The 24,127-nt window shown below is 42.0% G+C and carries 16 protein-coding genes; 7 read left to right on the plus strand and 9 right to left on the minus strand.

Annotated features, from left to right (window positions below; all coding sequences use genetic code 11):
* Positions 1-43 precede the first annotated feature (43 nt).
* Entirely contained in the window at positions 44-2,860 is a 2,817-nt protein-coding gene (gene carB / locus BW976_RS26940) for a carbamoyl-phosphate synthase large subunit (protein ID WP_076378455.1), read from the minus strand.
* Between the two features lie 390 nt (positions 2,861-3,250).
* Here carB and BW976_RS26945 point away from each other — a divergent pair, with 390 nt between their 5' ends.
* Entirely contained in the window at positions 3,251-3,778 is a 528-nt protein-coding gene (locus tag BW976_RS26945) for a hypothetical protein (RefSeq protein ID WP_175614188.1), read from the plus strand.
* Positions 3,779-3,874: 96 nt separating this feature from the next.
* On the opposite strand, the gene BW976_RS26950 is transcribed toward BW976_RS26945, so the two are convergent.
* The 3 genes from BW976_RS26950 to panC form a co-directional block, all read right to left on the minus strand.
* Positions 3,875-6,961, minus strand: coding sequence for a CBM35 domain-containing protein (locus BW976_RS26950; RefSeq protein WP_175614189.1), 3,087 nt, complete (start codon positions 6,959-6,961; stop codon positions 3,875-3,877).
* Positions 6,962-7,280: 319 nt separating this feature from the next.
* Entirely contained in the window at positions 7,281-7,631 is a 351-nt protein-coding gene (gene panD / locus BW976_RS26955; protein ID WP_076378461.1) for an aspartate 1-decarboxylase, read from the minus strand.
* Positions 7,632-7,763: 132 nt separating this feature from the next.
* Positions 7,764-8,597 (minus strand): pantoate--beta-alanine ligase, encoded by an 834-nt coding sequence (panC, locus tag BW976_RS26960; protein WP_076378463.1) that lies wholly within the window; start codon positions 8,595-8,597, stop codon positions 7,764-7,766.
* Positions 8,598-8,750: 153 nt separating this feature from the next.
* On the opposite strand from panC, the gene BW976_RS26965 reads away from it, so the two are divergent.
* The 3 genes from BW976_RS26965 (at position 8,751) to glmS (ending at position 13,012) form a co-directional block, all read left to right on the plus strand.
* On the plus strand, positions 8,751-9,575 hold the full coding sequence (locus tag BW976_RS26965) for a glycogen/starch synthase (protein ID WP_076378465.1): 825 nt from the start codon (positions 8,751-8,753) through the stop codon (positions 9,573-9,575).
* Positions 9,576-9,590: 15 nt separating this feature from the next.
* Positions 9,591-10,988 (plus strand): DUF4270 family protein, encoded by a 1,398-nt coding sequence (locus tag BW976_RS26970; RefSeq protein WP_076378467.1) that lies wholly within the window; start codon positions 9,591-9,593, stop codon positions 10,986-10,988.
* A 188-nt stretch (positions 10,989-11,176) separates the two neighbouring features.
* Positions 11,177-13,012, plus strand: coding sequence for a glutamine--fructose-6-phosphate transaminase (isomerizing) (gene glmS, locus BW976_RS26975; protein WP_076378469.1), 1,836 nt, complete (start codon positions 11,177-11,179; stop codon positions 13,010-13,012).
* A 110-nt stretch (positions 13,013-13,122) separates the two neighbouring features.
* On the opposite strand, the gene BW976_RS26980 is transcribed toward glmS, so the two are convergent.
* Positions 13,123-14,616, minus strand: coding sequence for a catalase (locus tag BW976_RS26980; RefSeq protein WP_076378471.1), 1,494 nt, complete (start codon positions 14,614-14,616; stop codon positions 13,123-13,125).
* 87 nt (positions 14,617-14,703) lie between these two features.
* On the opposite strand from BW976_RS26980, the gene BW976_RS26985 reads away from it, so the two are divergent.
* From BW976_RS26985 to BW976_RS26995, 3 genes are all read left to right on the plus strand, one after another.
* Positions 14,704-15,639: a hydrogen peroxide-inducible genes activator gene (locus BW976_RS26985; protein WP_076378473.1), complete on the plus strand. Its 936-nt coding sequence runs from the start codon at positions 14,704-14,706 to the stop codon at positions 15,637-15,639.
* A 193-nt stretch (positions 15,640-15,832) separates the two neighbouring features.
* The gene (locus BW976_RS26990; RefSeq protein WP_245834793.1) at positions 15,833-18,190 is read left to right on the plus strand and encodes a TonB-dependent receptor; all 2,358 of its coding nucleotides are present in this window, start codon (positions 15,833-15,835) and stop codon (positions 18,188-18,190) included.
* Between the two features lies 1 nt (position 18,191).
* Entirely contained in the window at positions 18,192-19,349 is a 1,158-nt protein-coding gene (locus tag BW976_RS26995) for a PepSY-associated TM helix domain-containing protein (RefSeq protein WP_076378477.1), read from the plus strand.
* Positions 19,350-19,674: 325 nt separating this feature from the next.
* Here the strand turns inward: BW976_RS26995 and BW976_RS27000 are convergent, their stop codons facing one another.
* The 4 genes from BW976_RS27000 to BW976_RS27015 form a co-directional block, all read right to left on the minus strand.
* Complete coding sequence (locus BW976_RS27000; RefSeq protein WP_076378478.1) at positions 19,675-20,709, minus strand: ferredoxin--NADP reductase; 1,035 nt, start codon at positions 20,707-20,709, stop codon at positions 19,675-19,677.
* Between the two features lie 5 nt (positions 20,710-20,714).
* Complete coding sequence (locus BW976_RS27005) at positions 20,715-22,169, minus strand: amino acid permease (RefSeq protein WP_076378480.1); 1,455 nt, start codon at positions 22,167-22,169, stop codon at positions 20,715-20,717.
* Positions 22,170-22,288: 119 nt separating this feature from the next.
* Positions 22,289-23,455, minus strand: coding sequence for a zinc-binding dehydrogenase (locus tag BW976_RS27010; RefSeq protein WP_245834794.1), 1,167 nt, complete (start codon positions 23,453-23,455; stop codon positions 22,289-22,291).
* A 40-nt stretch (positions 23,456-23,495) separates the two neighbouring features.
* A complete protein-coding gene (locus BW976_RS27015) occupies positions 23,496-24,107 on the minus strand; it encodes a superoxide dismutase (RefSeq protein WP_076378482.1) in 612 nt (203 codons plus the stop codon).
* Between the last annotated feature and the right edge of the window lie 20 nt (positions 24,108-24,127).

The following is a 24,127-nucleotide window of genomic DNA, read 5'->3' on the forward strand; positions in this document are numbered from 1 at the left end:
ATCGGTAATTAAACTGCGAGTGCAATCTAATGTTTTAATTATTTTATTTGCTCAGGTACATTGATTTCTCTTTGTACAAATGTCTGAAATAAGGATCCTGAAGGTTAGGGATAAAACGGATAGCCTCGCCGGTTGATTTCATTTCGGGGCCCAGTTCCTTGGTTACTTCAGGGAATTTATCGAAAGAGAACACCGGTTCTTTGATAGCATAACCCCAAAGTTTGCGTTCGATAGTGAAATCTTTAAGCTTGTTAACACCAAGCATTACTTTGGCGGCTATATTAATGTAAGGTACGTCGTAAGCTTTGGCAATGAATGGTACAGTACGTGAGGCGCGTGGGTTAGCTTCAATCACATATACCTGATCGTTCTTAACCGCGAACTGGATGTTCAGTAAGCCGCGTACGTTTAAGGCCTTGGCTATTTTTATAGTGTATTCCTCCATCAAGCTGATCACGTTGTCTGACAGGTCAAACGGTGGTAATACCGAGAATGAATCGCCAGAGTGGATACCCGCAGGCTCAATATGCTCCATCATACCTATAATGTGCACATCGTCACCATCGCTGATCGAGTCAGTTTCGGCTTCGGCAGCACGATCAAGGAAATGGTCAATCAGTACACGGTTTCCAGGAAGGTTCTTCAATAAGCTAACAACCGCTTTTTCCAGGTCTTCATCGTTGATCACAATGCTCATTCCCTGGCCGCCTAATACATAGCTTGGGCGCACCAACACCGGGTAACCAACATGGTGGGCTACTTCAAGGGCTTCTTCTGCACTTTCGGCAACACCATATTTAGGGTAAGGGATTTCAAGTTCTTTCAGCAGGTCTGAGAAGCGGCCGCGATCTTCGGCAATGTCCATATCATTAAAAGAAGTACCGATGATCTTAATGCCGTGTTCGTGCATTTTCTCGGCCATTTTTAAAGCGGTTTGCCCGCCAAGCTGAACAATTACACCATAAGGTTTTTCCAGCTCGATGATCTCGCGTACATGCTCCCAGTATACCGGCTCAAAATAAAGCTTATCGGCCATGTTAAAGTCGGTCGAAACAGTTTCAGGGTTACAGTTTACCATGATAGCTTCAAAACCCGATTCTTTGGCTGCAAGTAATCCGTGCACACAGCTGTAATCAAATTCGATACCCTGGCCAATGCGGTTAGGGCCCGATCCTAAAACAATTATTTTCTTTTTGTCAGACGATATTGATTCGTTCTCGCCTTCGTAAGTAGAGTAGTAGTAAGGTGTTTTGGCCGGAAACTCGGCAGCGCAGGTATCAACCATTTTGTAAACGCGGTTAATGCCTAAGGCTTTGCGGCGTTGGTAAACATCCTCTTCGGTCACATTGCCCAGTATGTAGGCAATTTGAGTATCCGAGAACCCTTTTTGTTTCAGCGTATACAAGAATTCCTCAGGGATGTTTGTTAATGAATAGCGGCGCAATTCGTTTTCCAGGTTCACCACGTCCATGATCTGATTCAGAAACCAGCGATCAATTTTGGTAACTTTCCTAACCGATTCAATCGGAACACCTAAACTCAACGCATCATATACGTGGAATAATCTGTCCCAGCTTGGATGCTCCAGGCTGTGCATGATCTCCTCCAGGTTGCGGCTCTGACGACCATCAGCACCTAAGCCGGCACGACCGATCTCTAAGCTCTGACAGGCTTTCTGCAAGGCTTCAATAAAGCTGCGGCCAATGCCCATTACTTCACCTACTGATTTCATTTGCAGGCCCAGCTCGCGGTTGGCTCCTTTAAATTTATCAAAGTTCCAGCGAGGTATCTTAACGATCACATAATCCAGCGTAGGCTCAAAATAAGCTGAGGTGGTTTTAGTGATCTGATTTTCAATTTCGTCAAGATTATAACCTATGGCCAGTTTGGCGGCAATTTTAGCAATCGGGTAACCGGTTGCTTTTGATGCCAGGGCAGATGAGCGGGAAACGCGCGGGTTAATTTCAATGGCGATGATAGATTCATCGGCAGGGTTAACCGAAAACTGTACGTTACAACCGCCTGCAAAATTACCAATGGCGCGCATCATGCGGATGGCCTGGTTACGCATATCCTGGTAACAGCGATCGCTCAGGGTCATGGCCGGGGCCACGGTGATCGAGTCGCCGGTATGGATACCCATCGGGTCAAAATTTTCGATAGAGCAAATGATGATCACGTTATCGTTGTTATCACGCAGTAGCTCCAGCTCATATTCTTTCCAGCCTATAACAGCCTGCTCCACCAAAACCTCGTGCGATGGTGAGGCCTGTAGGCCACGGCTTAAAGCGGCATCAAAGTCTTCTTTTTTGTGTACAAAACCGGCGCCTTTCCCACCCAACGTATAGCTTGGACGAATAACCAGTGGGAAGCCGATCTCCTGAGCTGCTTCTTTACCTTCCAGGAAAGAGTTGGCAATTTTGGAAGTAGCAACACCTACACCAATATCAACCATCAATTGGCGAAAAGCTTCGCGATTTTCGGTTTTTTCTATTGCGGCTAGGTCAACACCAACAATTTTAACACCATATTTTTCCCAAATTCCGAGCTCGGCAACACTAATACAAAGGTTAAGCGCGGTTTGGCCACCCATGGTAGGCAGTACTGCGTCAATCTGCTGTTCCTGTAGTATTTTCTCAATACTTTCAGGTTCAAGCGGCAGCAGGTACACATGATCGGCAATAACCTTATCTGTCATGATAGTGGCAGGGTTACTGTTGATGATGGATACGGTGATACCTTCGTCTTTCAGGGAAAGGGCGGCTTGTGAGCCGGCGTAATCAAATTCGCAGGCCTGGCCGATAATAATAGGGCCGGAGCCAATAATGAGAACAGATTTGATGGAATTATCTTTGGGCATAGGGCTTTTTTTAAGTCAAAAGTTCTAAGTCAAAAGTTAAAGGCTTTTAAGGCCCGTAAACGATTTTTCCTATGCACTGAAGGCGAGAAATCCCGACCTCAGTGTCGGGGTGCAAAGATATGCTTTTGTTAAACTTTTTTTGCTATTTTTTTACAAAATTTCAGAAAGCTTCCATAACCTGATTTTACGTTGCTTTTCGTGCACTAAAATGTGTTTTTAAATGCAAAAAATGTATTTTTAAATATTGTTGCGATAAACCAGTCCAAAACCTTTATATATTGTGTTTTTACCTGCTTTTAAGGTAAATTATACCGAACTTTAAGTCGAGATCCTCATAAGAGAATCACCGGACTTTTATCCGTAGCTTACCGGTCAACCATCTGAATTAAAATGATGAAGAAACTTACATTTATTTTGCTTGCTTCAATTTTATTTTTAAGCAGCTGTGCTATGATGCAACGTGTTGTAAAAGGTACGTTCCCCTATACAGCCAATATGGTAATCCCGGCGTCAGCAAGTGTAGGTGAGCCCCATACGGCTATAAGCACTGCTAACAGCTTTGATCAGGACTTTACCAAGGATGGTAATAATGCAGGCAAAATAAGCGAGGTGCGTATAGTATCGGCTAAATTGGAATCAAAGGACCCAGCAAATTATAACATTGGTAATATAGCTTCATTACGGGTATATATGGCCAAAGCCGATGGGAGTGATGAGGTGATGGTAGCAATACGTAAGGATATTGCTGCTACTTCAGGTAACAGTATTGTCCTGGATATTGATAACTCACATTTTCTTGATGAGTTGGTTAGGCAGCCCAATGTGCGTATCCGGATGGTTTACAAATTACGTAAAGCTGGTGATGTGGATGTAAGCTTGAAACTATCGCTCGGCATTGGTGCTGATCCTCGTAATTAATTGGCTAATGAAAAACCTATAATCTACCTGGCAGCCCAAATCATTAAACAAAAGATTATCTAGGGAACTTGCCTATAAGCAAGCCCCCTAGAACGATTAATATTTATAAATTTTGTAACCTTTGGTTTTGCCTTTGCTATCGGTTATGTTGATAACATAATAACCAGGCGATAAGCCGTTAAGGTCCAACTCATAATGTGTATTATTAATATTTGAGAATTTTTTAACTGTATGCCCGGTCCCAAATTCGGTAAGTTGCAGAGCCGATATTTCAATGGAATTATCCAAATGCAATACAGAAGTTGTCGGGTTTGGATAATACGTGAGCTTTGATGTTGGTTGAGCTTTAACAGGGATAACCTGATTGTTTTTTACATCCGCTACAGTCCCCGCACCAACGGTAATACGATAAATGGCGGCATCGGCAGCACCAAGGGTAAAGCTCATGGAATTGTTGCTGATGTTTGATGTAGTGCCGGCATATAATTCCTTCATAGCATAGGTGCCATTGGGCAGGCCAATACGACTGAAGTTTACTGTGTATGATTTGCTGCTGGTACCATAATTAAATGCTGCCAGGTATAAATAATTACCAATACCACGGGCAAATAGCTCACTTGTCCCGGTGCCGGTGTTGCCGTCGACAGCTCTGAAAGCAACTCCATTGCGGGCAATATCCAATACATCCTGGTTCTGAAAAAAGGTTTGCGCCCTGCCTGTCCATTGTCCGGTTGTTGAGTAGTTATCGCCGGTAATTACGGTTCCTGTAATGACTCCAGAAGCTACCCGTACATGATTGGTTCCGAGCGTTTCAGTGGCTAAAACCTCGTGATCTGCATCAATGTAATTGTACATATAGGTTTGCCACCAGCCGTAGTTGGTGCTGTTAAGCGTATATTTTGCATCGTTGATGGACGAATAAGCGTCGCAGGCTATCCTGCGCATGTGTGCATAACGTGCAGTTGCCAGGTTAGGCGAAATGGCCGCATATACCAACATCTGCCCGGCAAGCTGATCAATGAGATACTCCATCCCCTGCCGATAGGCTTGCATACCAGTATGTACATTGCCGTCATAATAACTATCAGCCTCGATGGCTGCGTGCCCCAGGAAATCAATTTTGATCATTTGAAAGCCCGCTGTTTTAAAGCGACCGATCATATAAGCGATGCGTTGTTTGGTGCCGGGATGGGTGGGATCTAAGGCTCGAGTACCATCCAGATCGTGGTAAGCGCCGTTTTCCTTTGCCCAGATATCAGTATAGTTATAAGTGCTGCCTTCCACCGTACGACTGGTTTTACCCCAATCAACAAATGGTGCCCAATAAACACCTGGTGTTAATCCTTTGCTTTTAGCATAATCTGCAAATTGTTTCAGTTCACCATCGTTCAGGTTGTCCCAGTAGGAGTCAAGGTCAATATAAGCAGTGTTTCCATTACGAAAACCGGTTAGGTTGTTGGCGAAAAAATCAACCACACCTTTGGCATTAGTGAGGTTCAGATTGCTTTGTATCGCTCCCCAGCTATTCCAGCCGAATGGTGTAGGTAAGGTCCAGTTAAAAATGTATGGTGGCTCGGCTATCCGGTTTGATTTTCCGTATTCTTCCATGCCATCGCGCCAATCACTAAAAAAGCCTACCATCATTTTGGGCGATTTACAGGTAGTTGCACCGACACCCACCCAGCCATGCCCTCTGGCGTCACGCGTAATATTAACATTGGTAAAACCTCCGAAAAGATTTAATTGCGACAAGGTGTTGCTGCCTGAACCTACCATTTGTACTCCAGATTTCCAGTCCTTGTGTTCAATGGAACCTAATACCAGGCCATTGCGGCTGTTATTATCATATAGAGCGCTAACTTCTGAACTTGTAGTATTTACCGAACTGCTTAAAGATGCAGCATTGTATGAAATGAACGTGTCATTATCAAACGGGACATTTAATACTCGATTGTCTCCGCTTACGGGTAAAACAACATTGTTGGATGCCAGGGGAGTCATGCCATAACAATTGGAACCCGTACCATTCAGTAAAACCTCTGTATAAAAATAACTTCGGTTATTATATACATAAAATACCTGTTGCATGGGTATCAGGCCGCTGCCAGATAAGGAGATAATATGTTTGGTTCCTGAACCTAAGCCATCGGAAACGGGTGTTGAGCTATACGTACGAGTGCTATAATTAAGGCTTGAATACAGATTGTTTGATTGCGCCGTGGCATAAGCATCGGTAATAACCTTGGTACCATTAAAATAAACATTGTATTTACCAGAGGTTAGATCATATTCAATGCGGCTGTTGGGCGCAAAGCTTATGTTTTTTGTAGTCGCCGGTATTGTTGCTAAGCTTAATTTATCAGCATTAGGAGCATACCATCCGGGATTGTTTAAGGTAATAGTATTATTACCAGCATTTAACGCTACGGTTAGGGTTGCTGTTGCCACGGTAGTCCAGCCGCCGGATGGAACGCAGGCTAACTCTGTTGCCGCTGCGTTATTTACCGATACAAAGAATGAGCGAGGATCCTGGGTTGCGTAGTAAACAGTCAATATATAATTACCAGCGGTGCTTACATTAACCGTGTTGGTTACCGAGCCTGTACCCAGGTTGCCCACCATTGACGTGCCTGAACAGGATGAGCAAGATTGTATATTGGCCCCACCTGCTAACGTGCCGGCTTCGGCTTCGTAAAATATAGGAGCGATGCCTATCCGGTCTACATTTGGAGCCCATTGCAACGAGTTGTTATTTAATTTTATAGTATTAGTGCCGGCCTGCAGATTAATAACTAGGGTAGTGGTTGCCACAGTGCTCCAGCTCCCCGAATTACAGGCTACTATTACGGAGGAATCATTGTTTACGGTTATAAATAAATTACGAGGGTCGGCGGTCAGGTAATTTACGGATAAGGTATATTGACCTGCAGTTGTCACATTAACCGGAATAGCAAGCGTTCCGTTTGATGGCCCCCCGAGATTACCCACTTGCTGCCCGCCTGAGCTGCTGCTATTTGCTTGTATCGCCGCACCATTAGATATGGTGCCCGATTCAGCTTCGGTCCAGGTAATTTGGGCAAATGTAACTTGTGTAGTAAAGAGTAATAGGATACTGAATAATGTAGTGAGCAGCTTTCGCCGGTTCTGCCGCAAAGCAGAGGGAATAAAACACACCTGTTTCATAGTATAAGATTTAAGTTTAATTGGTTCAAATTGGTAAGATTTGAATTTACTGACTAACATTATAGTAGTAGAATTTCAGATCTTTTCGCAGCAAAAGCAAAGGATTGCCATGGTTGCTTTATAAAGGTATTAATTAAATTTTATTAATGTCATGTTTACATTAATAAAATTTAATTAATAGGTAATATCGAGCACTATCTACCCATACGTTTATAGTTGGAAAAAGATGCGCGTCTTAAAAGCGGAAAAATGTGTAATAATACACACGTCCGCTTTAAGCAGTAAGGTATAGAAGAAAAATATCTTTGAGATATTAGAGTTACTTGATAAGCTTATTATCGGAATCAGGGAATATCAATATAGGTTCGTAAGAGCGGGCCTCTTCGGCTTCCATGTAAGCGTATGACATAATGATCACAATATCGCCAACCTGGGCCAACCGTGCAGTAGCTCCGTTTAGGCAAACAGTACCGCTACCGCGTTCGCCCTTTATTACGTAAGTTTCAAAGCGTGCACCGTTATTATTATTTACAATCTGCACCTTTTCGTTAGGTATAATATTGGCGGCCTCGATCAAATCTTCGTCAATTGTAATACTGCCCACGTAATTCAGTTCGGCTTGCGTTACCTTAACCCGGTGAAGTTTGGACTTTAATATTTCAATAATCATAGCGCAAAGTTAGGAATAATTTAGTCTATTGGTTCATTGGTTTATTGGTTCATTAGTCTTGGCATTGCAATATTTAATTACAGTAATATGGGGTGATAAACTAATGAACCAATAAACCAGTGAACTAATCAACTATCCCCCAATCAACATGTTGTCTATCAATCTTGTTTTGCCCGCACGGACGGCAACAAGCGCAACAATATTTTGAGTGTCTACGGTTGCGGTAGATAGAGTTTTTCCGTTAACTATCTCGAAGTATTCCAACTCAATCCCTGGTTCATTACTGATCATGGCTTCGGCCTGTTGTTTTATTGCCGGAATAGTACCCGCATCAAAATTAGTTTTAACCCAGTTTAATGTTTTTGATAATATAAGGGCGTGTTCACGGTCATAAGGGGTTAAGTGAATATTTCTTGAACTCATGGCCAATCCATCAGTTTCGCGTTGAATAGGGCACATCACCATTTGGACTGGCATATGCAACAGATCAACCATTTTACTCACAACCAGGAACTGCTGATAATCTTTCTGACCGAAAAAGGCTAGATCGGGTTTAACAATATTAAACAATTTAGAAACCACCTGAGTAACGCCCTGGTAATGCCCTGGTCTGAACTTACCCTCCAGTAAATGCTCCAGATCGCCTATATCTAAATGCCATTTCTCATTATCATCATATATTTCACTAACGGTTGGATTAAATAGAACATCACAGCCGGATTGTTCAAGCATCGCTATATCTGCAGCTATGGGGCGAGGATATTTTTCAAGATCTTTTGGGTCGTTAAACTGGGTAGGGTTTACAAAGATGCTGCAAACTACTTCGTCGCTATTTTGCTGTGCTTGTTTGATTAATGATATATGGCCTTGGTGTAGAGCGCCCATGGTTGGAACAAAACCCACTATTTTGCCCTGTTTGGAGGTAAAATACTGAGCTATTTCATTTTTGGTGGTAAATATTTTCAATGGAAAAGTTATTACAAATTTTGGTAAAGGTGTACATTTGTCTAAAAAATACCAAAAGTTACTTGCGTAATTCGTTGACAGTTCATATAATAATGCTTATATTTGCAGACTCAAATTTTTTGACTTCTTTACATATTTAATACTGATTAAGTGATGGGTAAATCTAAGCTTTTGTTTATAACTCATGAAATGTCTCCCTTTCTCGAACTCACAAAAATTGCTGAAATAACACGCCAACTTCCGCAGGCTGTGCAGGAGAAAGGTTACGAGATCCGTATCCTTATGCCGCGTTTTGGCAATATCAATGAGCGCAGGAATAGACTTCATGAAGTGATCCGTTTATCGGGAATGAACATCATTATCAACGATAATGATAACCCGTTGATCATTAAAGTAGCATCTATCCCGGCGGCGCGTATGCAGGTGTATTTTTTAGATAATGAGGAATATTTTCAGCGTAAACATGTGTTTGGTGATAAAGACGGTAAGTTTTACGCTGATAACGACGAAAGAATGATCTTCTTTTGTAAAGGTGCATTGGAAACAGTAAAAAAACTGGGCTGGGCTCCGGATATTATCCATTGCCACGGCTGGTTAAGCGCATTGGTTCCTGCTTACTTGAAAACCACTTATAAAGACGATCCGACATTTAAAAACTCTAAAATTATTTACTCCATTTACGAAAATGATTTTAAAGAGAAATTAGACGCCGATTTCGCACAGAAAGCGGTAATGAGTAACATGACCGAACATCATGTTGAAGCCTATAAAGAAGGCTCTAATTCTGCATTGTACGCAGGAGCCATTCAGTACTCTGACGGAATTGTTTTAGGCAGTGAGAATATAGATGCAGATGTGTTAAATAATGTTAAAAACAGCAATAAATCGGTTTTAGAATTTGATTCTACCGCAGATTTCGAAAATTATTACAATTTTTACGACGAAATTACCAACGACGAATTGGTGCATGTTGCTTAATCTTTAATATTATATATGAAATTTTTAAGATTAGACTTATTGACCTTGTTAATAAGTCTTTTTATTTTTAATAGTTGTAAACGGCAGGATGGAATTGGTTTAGGTATCGATCCAACCAACCAGATCAATGGTGCCCTGGTAGTGGATAGCAATATCATTATCCGCACAGAATTCGATTCTACTGCAGTTACGTCCGGACTTGCAAAAACACCGCTTGGTAACTTTACTGATCCTGCATTTGGTACCACTGTTTCAAATGTGGCTCTTGGTATATCGTTACCGAACGATGCGGCATATACAGTACCTGCAGGTACGTTAACTATAGATTCCGCTGTGCTTGTATTAAGATATGCTAATGGTTTTTATGGCGATTCGGTTGCTACACGTTATACAGCAAATGTTTATCAGTTAGCAGAAAAAGCAGGTGTCCAGACTTATTATAATACAAAACGCTGGCAGGTGAATACGGGAACTGTGTGGGGAACAAAAACGTTTACTGCACGTACTCATGATAGCGTAACTATTGCCAATATCAGAACGGGTAAAGTAGATACCATACAAAAGGTAGGTCCGCAGGTGCGTATCCCATTTAGTAAAGCATTTATATATAATAACCTATTTAATGCAAACGGCTCGCAGTTAGCTTCTACATTGCTTTTCCAAAATGCGGTAAAAGGGCTATACATAACATTGGATAAAGGACAAGCGAATAACGTAGGTGGTATTTTACAATTAGCACTTGACTCTTCTAGGTTAGATGTGTTTTATAAAACAGTTAATGGTACAACGATTGACACCGCCACAGTGTCATTACCTTTTGTATCACATAGCGCGGCGATAACATATACATATACTACAACCATCCAGGCATTATTAGCAGATAAAGTAAATTCACAAAACACAGTTTATTTGCAAGGACTGGCGGGACTAAGGGCTAAAGTAAGTTTTCCAGATCTTAACAAATTTAATCCGGATTCTATTGTGTTGAACCGGGCCGAGTTGGTAATTACACCTCAACCTAACTCAGGTATACCATATGCGCCATTGCCCAAGTTAACCATGTACCAGTTAGATATAGCTCATCAGCGAACGTATATTCAGGATGCTTCACCGAGCGACGGACGTAATCAAATATCGGCATTTGGAGGCAGGTATGATAAAACTAAAAAGGAATATCATTTTTTAGTGACAGCCTATGTTCAGGATCTGATACGTAAAAAGACGGTAGACTATGGAACTTTTATCGCCCCGATTGATACCACCGAGGTTACCACTGTAAGTGGCAGCAGCGTTGGAACAACCAGTATTTCGCCGAGCGTGCAAGTTGCAGCCCGTACAGTTGCGGTTGGTAGTGATAAAAGCTCACCTTATAAGATCAAGCTAAACATTATTTACACCCGGATACGGAAGTAAATAAAAGCACATATTAATAAAAGAATCCCCGTTAAGGGGATTTTTTGTTTAAGCTATTTCTACTTTTTAAAATTTGTTTTGAAGTAGGGAAAAACTCTTTCCATTTGTGAAAAAAACAAAATAATAAGCTGCCATTTATGTTATATAGCTAATTATTTTTGCTCCATTTACACTTTATTAAATTTATTATGTGCGGAATTGTTGGTTATATAGGTTACCGGGATGCTTATCCCATTATTATAAAAGGGCTTCATCGTTTAGAATATCGGGGTTATGACAGTGCCGGTATTGCTTTACTTGATCAGGAACTGAAAGTTTACAAAAAGGCAGGAAAGGTTGATGACCTTGAAAAGTTTGTTAAAGATATTGATTTGAAAGGATCAATTGGTATGGGGCATACCCGTTGGGCCACGCATGGTGAACCAAACGACCGTAACTCACACCCCCATTCATCAGGAAATCGCAAATTAACCATCATTCATAATGGCATTATCGAAAACTATGGTGTTATAAAAGAAACTTTGCTTGCCAAAGGGCATACTTTTAAAAGCGATACGGACACCGAAGTACTGATTCATTTGATAGAGGATATACAGCTGCAGGGTGGCCTTGAATTACGAGAAGCCGTGCGGGTTGCTTTAAACAAGGTAATAGGGGCTTATGCTATTGTGATCATGAGCGCCGATGAACCAGATCAGTTAATAGCCGCCCGTAAAGGGAGCCCGATGGTGATAGGCGTAGGTAAAGGCGAATACTTTATAGCCTCAGATGCTACACCAATTGTAGAATACACCAAAAATGTGATCTATTTAAATGATAATGAAATAGCTTACATCAATCGGGAAAACCTGCTGATCAAAAATATTGATAACTCAGTTCAGACACCATATATACAGGAACTCGATCTGAAGCTGGAGACGCTTGAAAAGGGAGGGTATGATCACTTCATGCTTAAAGAGATATATGAGCAACCCCGGTCTATTCGTGATTGTCTGCGTGGTCGTATCTATCCACAACAGGGTAAAGTACAACTGGGTGGTATTAAGGAGTATGCTGAGAAGCTGAAGAACGTCGATCGTATCATTATAATAGCCTGTGGTACTTCTTGGCATGCCGGGTTGGTAGGTGAATATCTCATTGAGGAGTACGCCCGTGTTCCGGTTGAGGTGGAATATGCGTCAGAGTTCAGGTATCGGAACCCCATCATTACGGAAAAAGATTTGGTGATAGCGATTTCACAATCGGGTGAAACAGCCGATACCATGGCTGCTATAGAACTAGCAAAGGAAAAAGGTGCTACCATATTTGGTGTTTGCAATGTGGTAGGCGCGTCTATTCCGCGTATTACCCATGCTGGAGTTTACACACATGCCGGGCCCGAAATTGGTGTAGCTTCTACAAAGGCTTTTACTGCACAGGTAAGCGTATTAACGCTAATGGCATTTTACATAGCACAACAAAGAGGTACCATAACACAAAGCAAGCTGGTGGAATATCTAACAGAACTGAACGAGGTTCCGCAATTGGTAGAAAAAGCATTAAAATCAAATGAACGGGTAAAGGAAATAGCTGCGAAATTCAAAGATTCAACCAATTGTCTGTTCCTGGGCAGAGGGAGCTCCTTCCCCGTAGCGTTAGAAGGTGCTTTAAAGCTTAAGGAAATATCTTATATACATGCCGAAGGTTATCCGGCTGCCGAAATGAAACACGGCCCAATTGCCTTAATTGATGACGATATGCCTGTGGTGTTTATTGCCACCCAGCATTCATCTTACGAAAAAGTAATCAGTAACATTCAAGAAGTAAAGGCCCGTAAGGGTCACGTTATAGCTATTGTTACCGAAGGAGATACCGAGGTGAGGAATATGGCCGATTATGTAATTGAGATACCACAAACCAATGAAGCATTTGTGCCGCTGGTAGCTACTATACCGCTACAGCTATTGGCCTACCACATTGCTGTAATGCGGGGCTGTAATGTTGATCAGCCTCGTAACCTGGCTAAGTCTGTTACGGTAGAGTAGTACAGTTTGCAGCCTGCGATGGACAATTTGCAGTTTATCAAAAAAAGCGATGGGTTAATACCATCGCTTTTTTGTATTTAATTCTGCAAGCTGCTGACTGCCAACTATACCTAAGCCGGCATTTGTTTCATGGTTTCGGCCAGATCAAGCTCAAGACCTTTGGCAATAGCCATTCCTAAATTGATATCTGCCCTGAACCAATGACACAGCTGGCGGTTAACGATTTGATCTTTTTTAGGTCCGTCAATGCCACTCATAGAACCTACAAGGTTATTGATCAGGTCATGTTTCGCCTGCGCATCCATTAAGCGATATAAATTACCTGGCTGAGTATAATGATCGTTTTCCCCTTCTCCGTTACGATCATACCAGTCACCTACAGAGTTGCCAAAATCCCAGGCCGGTTCTTTGTACGTTTGATCCGCTTCAATTTCATCAAAACTGTTTGGGAAATAGTTAGGACCTGAACCTCCATTGCCATCAACACGCATTTGACCATCCCGCTGATAATTGTTTACCATAAACGGACATTTGTTAACCGGGATCTGTTCATAGTTACCGCCCAGGCGATAGCGGTGTGCATCTGGATAAGAAAGGATACGGCCTTGTAACATTTTATCGGGCGAGTAACCAACTCCATCAATTAAGTGTGCCGGAGCAAAAGCAGCCTGCTCAACATGGGCAAAATAATTATCTGGGTTTTCGTTTAATTCCATTACACCCACATCAATCAATGGATAGTCGGCGTGAGGCCATACTTTGGTTAAGTCAAATGGGTTGATATGATATTTGGCGGCGTCAGCTTCTGGCATTACTTGTATTTTCATATCCCATTTTGGGAAATTGCCATTATCAATAGCTTTTAGCAGGTCATGTTGAGCAAAGTCGGGGTTTTTACCCTTCATTTCTACAGCTTCGGCATCTGTAAAGTTTTTAATACCTTGTTGCGTTTTAAAGTGGAATTTTATCCAGAATCTTTCATTTTTAGCATTGATGAAGGAGAAGGTATGACTGCCAAACCCATCCATGTGCCGATAGCCATACGGAGTACCCCTGTCGCTCATCAGGATAGTTACCTGGTGCAGGCTTTCCGGATTTAACGACCAAAAATCCCACATCATGGTGGCGCTTTTGCAATTAGTGTATGGGTCGCGTTTTTGGGTATGAATAAAATCGCCAAATTTCTTAGGGTCTTTTATGAAAAATACGGGCGTATTGTTACCAACAAGATCCCAGTTACCGTCTTCTGTGTAAAATTTAACAGCAAATCCACGTGGATCACGTTCGGTATCAGCCGAACCTTTTTCGCCACCAACAGTCGAAAAACGTAAGAATAATTTTGTTTGTTTCCCTATTTGGTTAAATACTTTGGCACGAGTGTATTTTGAAATATCATGGGTTATGGTTAGCGTTCCATAAGCACCTGACCCTTTAGCATGTACCACGCGCTCAGGAATGCGCTCGCGGTTAAAATGAGCCATTTTTTCATGGAGAATATAGTCCTGCAACAATATTGGTCCTCGTGGACCGGCAGTTTGCGAATTTTCATTTTCCGCATATGGCCTGCCAGAGGCAGTGGTGAGTTTCTTTTTATTAGTTTCCATAGTTATCGGGGTTTCTTATTCAAACTTCACCATAATATTTCAATAGAAAAAATCAATAATTGTTATATTTGAATAGAATCTCTCTATATGACTATTACCCAACTTGAATATATTGTAGCTGTTGACACCTACCGGAGTTTTGTAATTGCAGCCGAAAAATGCTTTGTTACGCAACCTACATTAAGTATGCAGGTACAAAAACTGGAAGATACCCTGGGCGTGAAGTTATTTGATCGGAGCAAGCAGCCGGTAACACCCACCGAAATAGGGATCGAGATCATTACACAAGCTCGTATCATGCTGTCGGAAAGCGAAAAGATAAAAGAGATTATTACCGACAGGCAAAAAGAATTATCGGGCGAATTGAGAGTTGGTATTATTCCTACAGTATCACCATATATCTTACCCAAGATCATTAAGGGCTTTATTGAGAAGTATCCACAGGTTAAACTGATAGTTTGGGAGCAAACCACTGAAGATATAATACAGCAATTAAAATTGGGTAAGATTGATTGTGGTATCCTGTCAACCCCGCTCCATGAGAGTTCATTGACAGAGATTCCTGTATTTTATGAGAACTTTGTAGCTTACGTATCCAAGAACAGTAAACTCTCCAAAAAGAAAAGTATCAATCCTGAAGATATTGATATGGAAGAGATTTGGGTGCTTAACGAAGGGCATTGTATGCGTGAGCAGGTTTTAAATATTTGTCAGCGGCGTAAATCAACCAAAGGTTTTCTGCACTTTGAATATAATACCGGCAGTGTGGAAACGCTGAAACGCATGGTTGATCAAAACAATGGTGCTACCATATTACCTGAACTGGCTTTATCCGAGTTGACTGAGAAACAACTGGACAAGGTTCGCTATTTTAAATCGCCCGAACCTGCGCGCGAGGTAAGCATAGTGATACAGCGTAATTTTTTAAAACGTAGAATGATCGAAGCTTTAAAAAATGAAATACTCGAATTTGTACCCAAACGAATGAGGAGTAAAAAGAAAAAAGAGGTGATGGATATTTAAGTTTTAAACCTGTAAACGGGTTTAGCTATTTTCGGGATCTGGAGTTTTATTATTTGTAATTGTTCTAAATAATTTGGATTGTAAGGCTTCGTGTCTTATTTTTGGCGAATTATTTATAATTAGTCTAAATAAAATGATCCAACCCCGACTTAATTTTCACAAACTATTCTCTCTCTCAATTTTAGCAATTATATTGTTATTAAACTCAGCTGCAATTGCTCAGCAATCAAAAGGAACCATCAAAGGTCATGTTGTTATTCAGAATGACGGCCCGGCCGAAAATGTTTCAGTTACTTTAAAAGGTACAAAGTATGGCACTGTTACCAATGAAGATGGTGATTTTACTGTAAGGGCACCACAGGGCAAGTATACCCTGGTTATATCACAGGTAGGCAGCAAAAGCCAGGAAACAGCTGTTGATCTGGCAGCAGGCCAAACCCTTACTTTACCACAATTTACTGTTAGCAAAGCTGCTAATAACTTACAAGAAGTAAGCGTAAGTGGCAGCAAGGTAAATAAGTTTAAAACCAAAAAAAGCGTCGATGTTGCTAAGATGCCCTTAAGCAACCTTGAAAACGCACAGGTTTATACCACCATATCTAACCAGTTAATACAAGAGCAGCAACTTTTCTCGGTTGATGATGCTTTGCGCAATGCACCAGGCATTCAAAAAATGTGGGAAGCGACCGGCCGCGGTGGCGATGGTGGCAGTTATTATAACTCACGTGGGTTTATTGTACAAGCCAAGCTGCGAAATGGCATAGCAGGTAACATAACCTCCGGTATCGATGCTGTTAATCTGGAAAGAATAGAAGTGATCAAAGGCCCATCCGCAACTTTATTCGGAAGTACCTTAACTTCTTACGGAGGCTTAATTAATCGGGTAACCAAATCTCCTTATGACTCGTTTGGTGGCGAAGTTTCATTTGCCGACGGTAATTATGACTTTCACCGTGTGGCGCTTGATATAAATACTCCTTTGGATGTAAAGAAAAAGGTATTGTTCCGCCTAAATACCGCATTTAATAATGAAGGAAGTTTTCAAAACAATATCTTTAACCGTTCATGGGCTGTAGCACCAAGTTTGCTTTATAAGGTTACCGACAGGCTAACGATATCTGCAGATGCGGAATTATCTTATGGTAAAAATGTTGGTAAATCTATCTTCTTTATGCCTTATGGACAAACGGTAGCAGCTTTAGGATATACCAGTGCCGATCAGTTAAAGTTGGATTATAAACAATCCTATCATGGCGATGACCTGACACAAACCTCAAGAAGCACCAACTTTTTCGGACAAGTAAAATATAAAATATCCGATCAATGGAATACAACTACTAATATCAGCTCTACCAATAGTTTTTCAAATGGCTTTGGCCCTTACTTCTATTTACTTCCAAAGGATTCCATTTCCCGTGAGGATCAGTCGACCAAGAACAGTAAGGATAACATGATCGAGATACAGCAAAATTTTAACGGCGATTTCAAGATCGGTAAGTTCAGAAACAGGTTTGTTGGCGGGCTTGATTTTTTCAGGGAAAACTCCAACCAGTATTTTTTCAGTAAGGCATTTGACAGGGTTTCCGTATTAGGAAATCAAGATTACTCCAACTTTAATGGAATGAGTATGGACGCGGTTTATGCCAATGGAACAACGTCTCCGTATCTTTCTATCTTCAAAACCAATACCTATAGTGCTTATGTTTCCGACGTATTTAATATTACCGATCAGTTAATAGCTTCGGCAGCATTGCGTGTTGATCGTTTTGATAATAAAGGCAGCTACAACCCAACAACTAATACCACATCCGGGGCTTATAAACAAACTGCTTTTTCACCCAAATTTGGTTTGATCTATCAGCCGGTTAAGGATCATGTGGCTTTGTTTGCCAACTATCAGAACGGTTTTACAAACGTCACCGGCTTAACAGAGGATAACAAACCATTAAAGCCAGAAGAGGCTAACCAACTGGAAGGCGGTGTTAAAATTGATCTGTTTGACGGTAAATTGAGTAGTACGGTAAGTTACTATGATATTAAAGTAAAGGATAAAGCCCGTCCTTACGGAGGTCCTAATCCTAATGTATATATTCAGGACGGAACTCAATATAGCCGAGGTATTGAAGCTGAGGTAATAGCAAACCCCATAACAGGCTTAAATATTATTGCAGGATTTGCTTACAACAATTCAAAATTAGAGAAGACTGGTGATGCTACCGTAGATGGTTTGCGTCCAACTACGGCCGGATCACCATATAGCGCTAACTTTTGGGCTAGCTACCGTATTTCAAAAGGCCTTGTAAAAGGACTGGGCTTCGGTTTTGGAGGTAACTATGCCAGCGATAACAAAATTATAAACAGCCGAACCCTTGGTGTATTTTCGTTGCCGGCTTATACGGTGTTAAATGCATCAGCATTTTATGATGTAAGCCAATACAGGGTAGGGTTTAAAATGGATAACCTCACCAACGAGAAATACTGGATAGGCTATACAACGGTTAATCCGCAAAAATTAAGAAGTTACGCATTAACATTTGCCTATAAATTTTAATATGACCTTTAAAAAGATCATACTGTTTTGCCACCGCTGGCTCGGATTTATATCCGGGCTGGTGGTGTTTATAGTGAGTGTTACCGGGTGCTTGTTCTGTTTTCAGGATGAGATACAGGATGCCTTTTGCGGTTATCGCAAAGTTGAAGTACAGCATAAACCCTTTCTTGATCCATCAGTTTTAAAAGCTGAAGCGCTAAAAGGCCATAAAGGCGGCACAGCTACCTATATGTATTATTATGGGGTTGACCGTCCTGCAGGTATATTGGTCAACGTACCCAAAAACGGGATGCTGTATGTTTACCTCAATCCCTATACCGGTAAAGTAACCCATATAGAGAATCCTGCGAAGAACTTTTTTATAGTGGTGGAGTTTATACACCTTTACCTGTTGCTGCCTCCCAAAATAGGTAGCCTGGTGGTGGGTATATCCGTTATAATATTTATGGTGATTATGATCACCGGGTTAATACTATGGTGGCCCAAGCGTAAAAGCGACCGTAAACGCAGTTTCAATATCAAATGGAATGGACGCTGGCGCAGGGTAAATTATGATCTGCATAATGTATTGGGTTTTTACGCCACTTCTATAGCGCTTATATTATCGATAACCGGTTTATCCATGGTGTTTGAATCGGTTAGGGAGGGTATTTATACTACCGCTAACCTGGGCCGCTCCTATCCTTCAGAAAAAGAAGTACTTAAGTCCGACTCGCTCTTGAAGAGCAAAGTAAACGGTAAACCGGTCATTGACCAGGTATTTGCAATGGCACAGGCACGTTCGCCCAAAGCGGAGATGTTTTCTATTAATGAAGATGCTTCTGCAGCCGGAACTATTGGTATCAATGCCTATGCCCAAACCCTGCATTATTATAAAAGTGATGAGTTTATTTTTGAAAAATATACAGGCAAACTCCTAAAACAAACCCCGCATGATAAAAAAAGCCCGGGCATGAAGATGAACAACATGAATTATGATCTACATGTTGGGCAAATAGGTGGCCTAACTACCAAGATCATCGCGTTTTTGGTCAGTTTAATCTGCGCTTCATTACCCATAACCGGATTTATTATCTGGCTGGGGAAACGCAAAAAATCCAAATCAAAAAAGGTAAAAGAAGTAGTGCATCGCAGGGTACATAAACAGCATTTGGCATAACATTCATGGTCATGCCGAACTTGTTTCGGCACCCCATAAGCGCGGTGTACAATATGGTTCTGGCATATCAACCACAAATTAACGTATAGCCTTTGGTTGGGTTGACTCAATTGACAAAAAGTTGGGTTTACATGGTTTACACTTTTTATGGTTAACATGGATGTAAATTATTGATAATCAATTATTTGTATTTTATTTCCAGGAAAAAGTGTAAACCATGTTTTTTGTATAAATATTATTGGCTAAACGTCGATTCACAAATGACATGCCACTGGCCTATCCTGTGAGATCCTGAAATAAGTTCATGGTGGTAACTAATTGATTTTCAGTTAGATGGTGAATAGTCTATCACCACATCATCACTTACCGGGTGACCTGTACAGGTAAGTACCCAGCCTTCGGCGATATCTGCATCGGTAAGAACATCGTTTTTTACCATTTCAATTTTACCACTGGTACACCTGGCAGTACAGGTGGAGCATACCCCGTTTCGACAACTATAGGGTAGCTGTACGTTGTTTTGCAGGGCGGCCTGCAGTATGGATTGATTTTCGCCTACGGCCAAATCATGTAACTCATTTTTAAATCTGATCCGGATAGTTCGGGGTGGAAAATTCAGGATGCTGCTGGTAACCGATACGGTCTCTATCACAAAATTCTCCCGGCGAATCTGTTTAGGGTCGATGCCCATATAAACCAGCGCAAACCTGATCATGCGCATGTAAGGAAAAGGGCCGCACAGATAAAACTCTGCTTTATCCCTATCATGTTGTACTATCTGGCGGGTAAGGGCTTCCACCTTATCATTATTCAAGCGGTTAGCTTCACTGCTGAGCAGGTAAATGATCTTAAACCTGTAGGGATGTTGTATAGCCAATTTATTCAGCTCATCTTTAAATGCAATAGAATCAGCGTCCTGGCTGCTGTAAATAAGGGTAAGCTTGCTTTTTCCGGGACGTTTGAGTACATATTTGATCTGCGAAAATATAGGCGTAATGCCCGTGCCACCTGCAAACAGCAAAATATCTTTTTCCTGTTCAAATTTATTGATGGTGAATCTCCCGGCCGGTGCCAGTGCCGTTAAAATATCGCCGGGATGTTCTTTGGCGAGCATAAAACGGGATATTTCGCCATTGGTGATACGTTTTACGGTGATGGATAAAAGCTCCTCATCGGGTGATGAACCCAGTGAGTACGACCGCCTGATCTCCTCGTTGCGATGATTAAATATCAGGGTAACAAACTGCCCTGCCTTATATGGAATAGGCCTGCCCGAAACATTACTTAAATAAAAGGTGGCTGTATCCTTTGTTTCCCACTTTATCCGTTCAATTTTTAGTTTTAGTATATCCTCATTCATGAAAGCTATCCATGTTTTGCTGCAAGCCTTTTGCGTATCACGCTGTTCTTTTTACCGTAGGTGAAATATATAACTAAACCAATTGCCAACCAAATTATTAATCGCAGCCAGGTATCGCCGGGTAAAAAGGTCATCATGGCAAAGCAAACCAATATGCCTAATATAGGCACTACAGGAACCCATGGTGTTTTAAACGGCCGGTGAATATTGGGCTGCTGTTTACGTAAAATAAGCACACCCGCGCATACCATCACAAAGGCCAGCAGGGTGCCTATGCTGGTCATTTCGCCCACTACACGGATAGGTACAAAGGCCGCGAACAACGCTATAAAGGCACAAAGTACGATATTAGATTTCCAGGGTGTGCGGAATTTGGGGTGTACATCGGAAAATACTTTGGGCAACAGGCCATCTTTCGACATAGAGAAAAATACCCTAGACTGCCCCAACAGATCAACCAGGATCACCGATGTATATCCTATCAATATAGCCAGCACAATAGCCTTGCTCAGCCACTGATAATGCGTTTTTTCGATAGCGATGGCAACCGGTGCTCCCGAACCGATGAACTCTTTATAGTTGGCCATACCCGTCATGACATGGGCGAAGATTACAAACAGGATAGTACACACTACCAGCGAACCGATGATACCTATAGGCATGTTACGCTGCGGGTTTTTAGCCTCTTGTGCCGCGGTTGATACCGCGTCGAAACCGATGAATACAAAGAACACCAGTCCGGCGCCTCTTAGTATCCCCGACCATCCGTAATCGCCCCATACGCCCGTATTTTGAGGTATATAAGGGTGATAATTCTGTGGATTGATGAACGACCAGCCCACGGCTATAAATACCAATACCACACCCACCTTTAAGCTCACAATAATGGCATTAACCAATGCTGATCCTTTTGTACCCCTGATAATGATACTGGTAACTACAATAACGATCAATGCTGCAGGCAGGTTAATAATTCCCCGAACAATATCACCATTGGCCGCCTTAGAAGTTTCAAAAGGCGATAAGATCAATTGTGGAGGCAGGTAAAGATCAAACCAGGATAAAAACTTGGTTAGGTACTGCGACCAGCTGATGGCCACCGTTGCAGCACCTACGGAGTATTCCAACACCAGGTCCCAGCCAATGATCCAGGCAAAAAGCTCGCCCATAGTGGCATAGGAGTAGGTATAAGCGCTGCCTGCTACCGGTATCATAGCCGAAAATTCGGCATAACAAAGCGCCGCGAAGGCACAACCTACAGCGGCTATTAAAAACGATATGGTTACCGCTGGTCCCGAATGCTGTCCGGCAGCGATGCCTGTTAGTGAAAATAAGCCCGCCCCTATGATAATGCCTATCCCAATAAGGATAAGGTTAACCGGGCCTAGTGTGCGTTTTAAGGAGTGTTCGCCTTCTTCTGCTGATTCTTGCAGCAGCAGGTCGATGGGTTTTTTGATCATGCCTAAAATAAAGTCCACAAAATTAGTAGATTATTTTACAATCATTTTATTTAATGACAGGCAAGCATGAAATAAGTGTGTTTTTGTAATTAATTATTTGATAATTAAATATTTATGCATTAACACCATAAATTCTGTAACACAATTTTACCAAACTGTGAGGATTTTTCCATTTTGTCGATGGCCTTTTGGGCGTTTTTAAAATCATATACCTCATCAACTACCGGAACTAATTCATGTTTACTTACAAAGGCCATCATTGCTGTAAAATCATCATGGGTACCCATGGTGGTGCCTAACAGTTGCAGTTGTTTCCAGAATATCTTGCGTCCGTCGAGCGGGGGAATGTTACCCGCTGTTCCGCCGAAAATTACGATACGACCGCCGGGATTGCAAAGATCCGGGAATTTGGCAAAACCTGCACCCAGGGCACTATCGATAATAATGTCAAAACCGTGGGCCATCAGTTTCAACTGTTCGGCCCAGTCCTGAGCTTTGTAGTTTACACCGGCTGCCGCCCCCAGTTTTTTTGCCCTTTCAATTTTTTCGCCACTGCCCGAGGTTACGAACACCTGGCAACCCGCGGCAACCGCCCATTGCAGGGCAAAAGCGCCCGTACCCGCGCCCACGCCTGATATTAAAACCTTATCGCCTTTTTTTGCTTTAGCCTTGGTAAATAGCGCCCGGTAGGCAGTTAAGCCAGCCAGTGGAATAGCCGCAGCCTGCTCCCAGGTAAGGTGATTGGGCTTGGAGTGCAGGTATTCTACCCTGGTTTTTACATATTCGGCAAAGGTGCCATCATCTGGCAGGCCCAGTATTTTAAAATCGGCACCCTGGTAATCGTCGCTTTTACCGTAATTGTTGCTGGGGTTGATGATCACTTCTTTACCAATCCAATGTTTGTCGGCCTCGCTGCACACTTCGGCCACTACACCGGCACCGTCTGAACCTAATATGGTAGGATATTTAATGCCCGCGTATTTGCCTACGGTTATCCAATAGTCGCGACGGTTGAGGGCCGCTGCTTTGATGTGTACCAAGACCTCGCCAGGGGCAAGAGTTGGTTTTTCAACTTCTTTACATACCAGTGGTTTATCGGCGGCTTCTAAAACGATGGCTTTCATAGGATGATAATAAAGTAACAGATAATTCCCTTTGTCATTCTGAGTGTAGCGAAGAATCTGATCTTCGCCATACCAGTTGTCGAATAGATCCTTCGCTGCGCTCAGGATTACAAGCGGGTTTAATACTATAAATAAAATTAAATAAAAAAGCGGCAGAATCATCAGATCCGGCCGCTTTAAATTTATGCTTAGCTTAAAAAAATTAAGCGGTTGCTTTTGCGTAAAGCTCGGCAACGTGTTTCCAGTTGATCACGTTCCAGATAGCCGCCAGGTAATCCGGGCGACGGTTCTGGTATTTGAGGTAGTAAGCGTGCTCCCAAACGTCGATACCTAAAATTGGGGTGCCTTTTACTTCGGCGATGTCCATTAATGGATTGTCCTGGTTAGGGGTTGAAGTTACAGCCAGTTTTTTATCGGCAGTAACAATTAACCATGCCCAGCCAGATCCGAAACGGGTTGCACCGGCTTCAGATACTTTGGTTTTGAAATCGGCAAATGAACCGAAAGTGCTTTTGATAGCGTCAGCTAAAGCGCCTGTAGGCTCGCCGCCTCCGCTTGGAGAAAGCAATGTCCAGAATAAAGAGTGGTTATAATGACCGCCGCCATTGTTACGTACAGCAGGCGGGAATTTAGAAATGTTTTTGATGATATCGTCAATATTGCTGTCGGCCTCTGGCTTGCCTTCTAAAGCTTTATTTAAGTTGGTTACGTAAGCCTGGTGATGTTTGCCATGGTGAATTTCCATAGTCAGTTTATCAATATGCGGTTCCAATGCATCGGTAGCGTAGGATAACGCCGGTAGTGTAAATGCCATAATAGTTATTTATTAAGTTT

Origin of the sequence: Mucilaginibacter lappiensis, from assembly GCF_900155965.1 — a bacterium.
Classification (GTDB): domain Bacteria; phylum Bacteroidota; class Bacteroidia; order Sphingobacteriales; family Sphingobacteriaceae; genus Mucilaginibacter; species Mucilaginibacter lappiensis.

Excerpts from the sequence above, each read along its gene's own strand:
- BW976_RS27015 (WP_076378482.1), bottom strand. The coding sequence starts at position 24,107 with ATGGCATTTACACTACCGGCGTTATCCTACGCTACCGATGCATTGGAA.
- glmS (WP_076378469.1), top strand. The coding sequence starts at position 11,177 with ATGTGCGGAATTGTTGGTTATATAGGTTACCGGGATGCTTATCCCATT.
- BW976_RS26985 (WP_076378473.1), top strand. The coding sequence starts at position 14,704 with ATGACTATTACCCAACTTGAATATATTGTAGCTGTTGACACCTACCGG.
- BW976_RS26965 (WP_076378465.1), top strand. The coding sequence starts at position 8,751 with ATGGGTAAATCTAAGCTTTTGTTTATAACTCATGAAATGTCTCCCTTT.
- BW976_RS27005 (WP_076378480.1), bottom strand. The coding sequence starts at position 22,169 with ATGATCAAAAAACCCATCGACCTGCTGCTGCAAGAATCAGCAGAAGAA.
- BW976_RS27000 (WP_076378478.1), bottom strand. The coding sequence starts at position 20,709 with ATGAATGAGGATATACTAAAACTAAAAATTGAACGGATAAAGTGGGAA.
- BW976_RS27010 (WP_245834794.1), bottom strand. The coding sequence starts at position 23,455 with ATGATTCTGCCGCTTTTTTATTTAATTTTATTTATAGTATTAAACCCG.
- BW976_RS26945 (WP_175614188.1), top strand. The coding sequence starts at position 3,251 with ATGATGAAGAAACTTACATTTATTTTGCTTGCTTCAATTTTATTTTTA.
- panD (WP_076378461.1), bottom strand. The coding sequence starts at position 7,631 with ATGATTATTGAAATATTAAAGTCCAAACTTCACCGGGTTAAGGTAACG.
- carB (WP_076378455.1), bottom strand. The coding sequence starts at position 2,860 with ATGCCCAAAGATAATTCCATCAAATCTGTTCTCATTATTGGCTCCGGC.
- BW976_RS26970 (WP_076378467.1), top strand. The coding sequence starts at position 9,591 with ATGAAATTTTTAAGATTAGACTTATTGACCTTGTTAATAAGTCTTTTT.
- BW976_RS26995 (WP_076378477.1), top strand. The coding sequence starts at position 18,192 with ATGACCTTTAAAAAGATCATACTGTTTTGCCACCGCTGGCTCGGATTT.
- BW976_RS26950 (WP_175614189.1), bottom strand. The coding sequence starts at position 6,961 with ATGAAACAGGTGTGTTTTATTCCCTCTGCTTTGCGGCAGAACCGGCGA.
- BW976_RS26980 (WP_076378471.1), bottom strand. The coding sequence starts at position 14,616 with ATGGAAACTAATAAAAAGAAACTCACCACTGCCTCTGGCAGGCCATAT.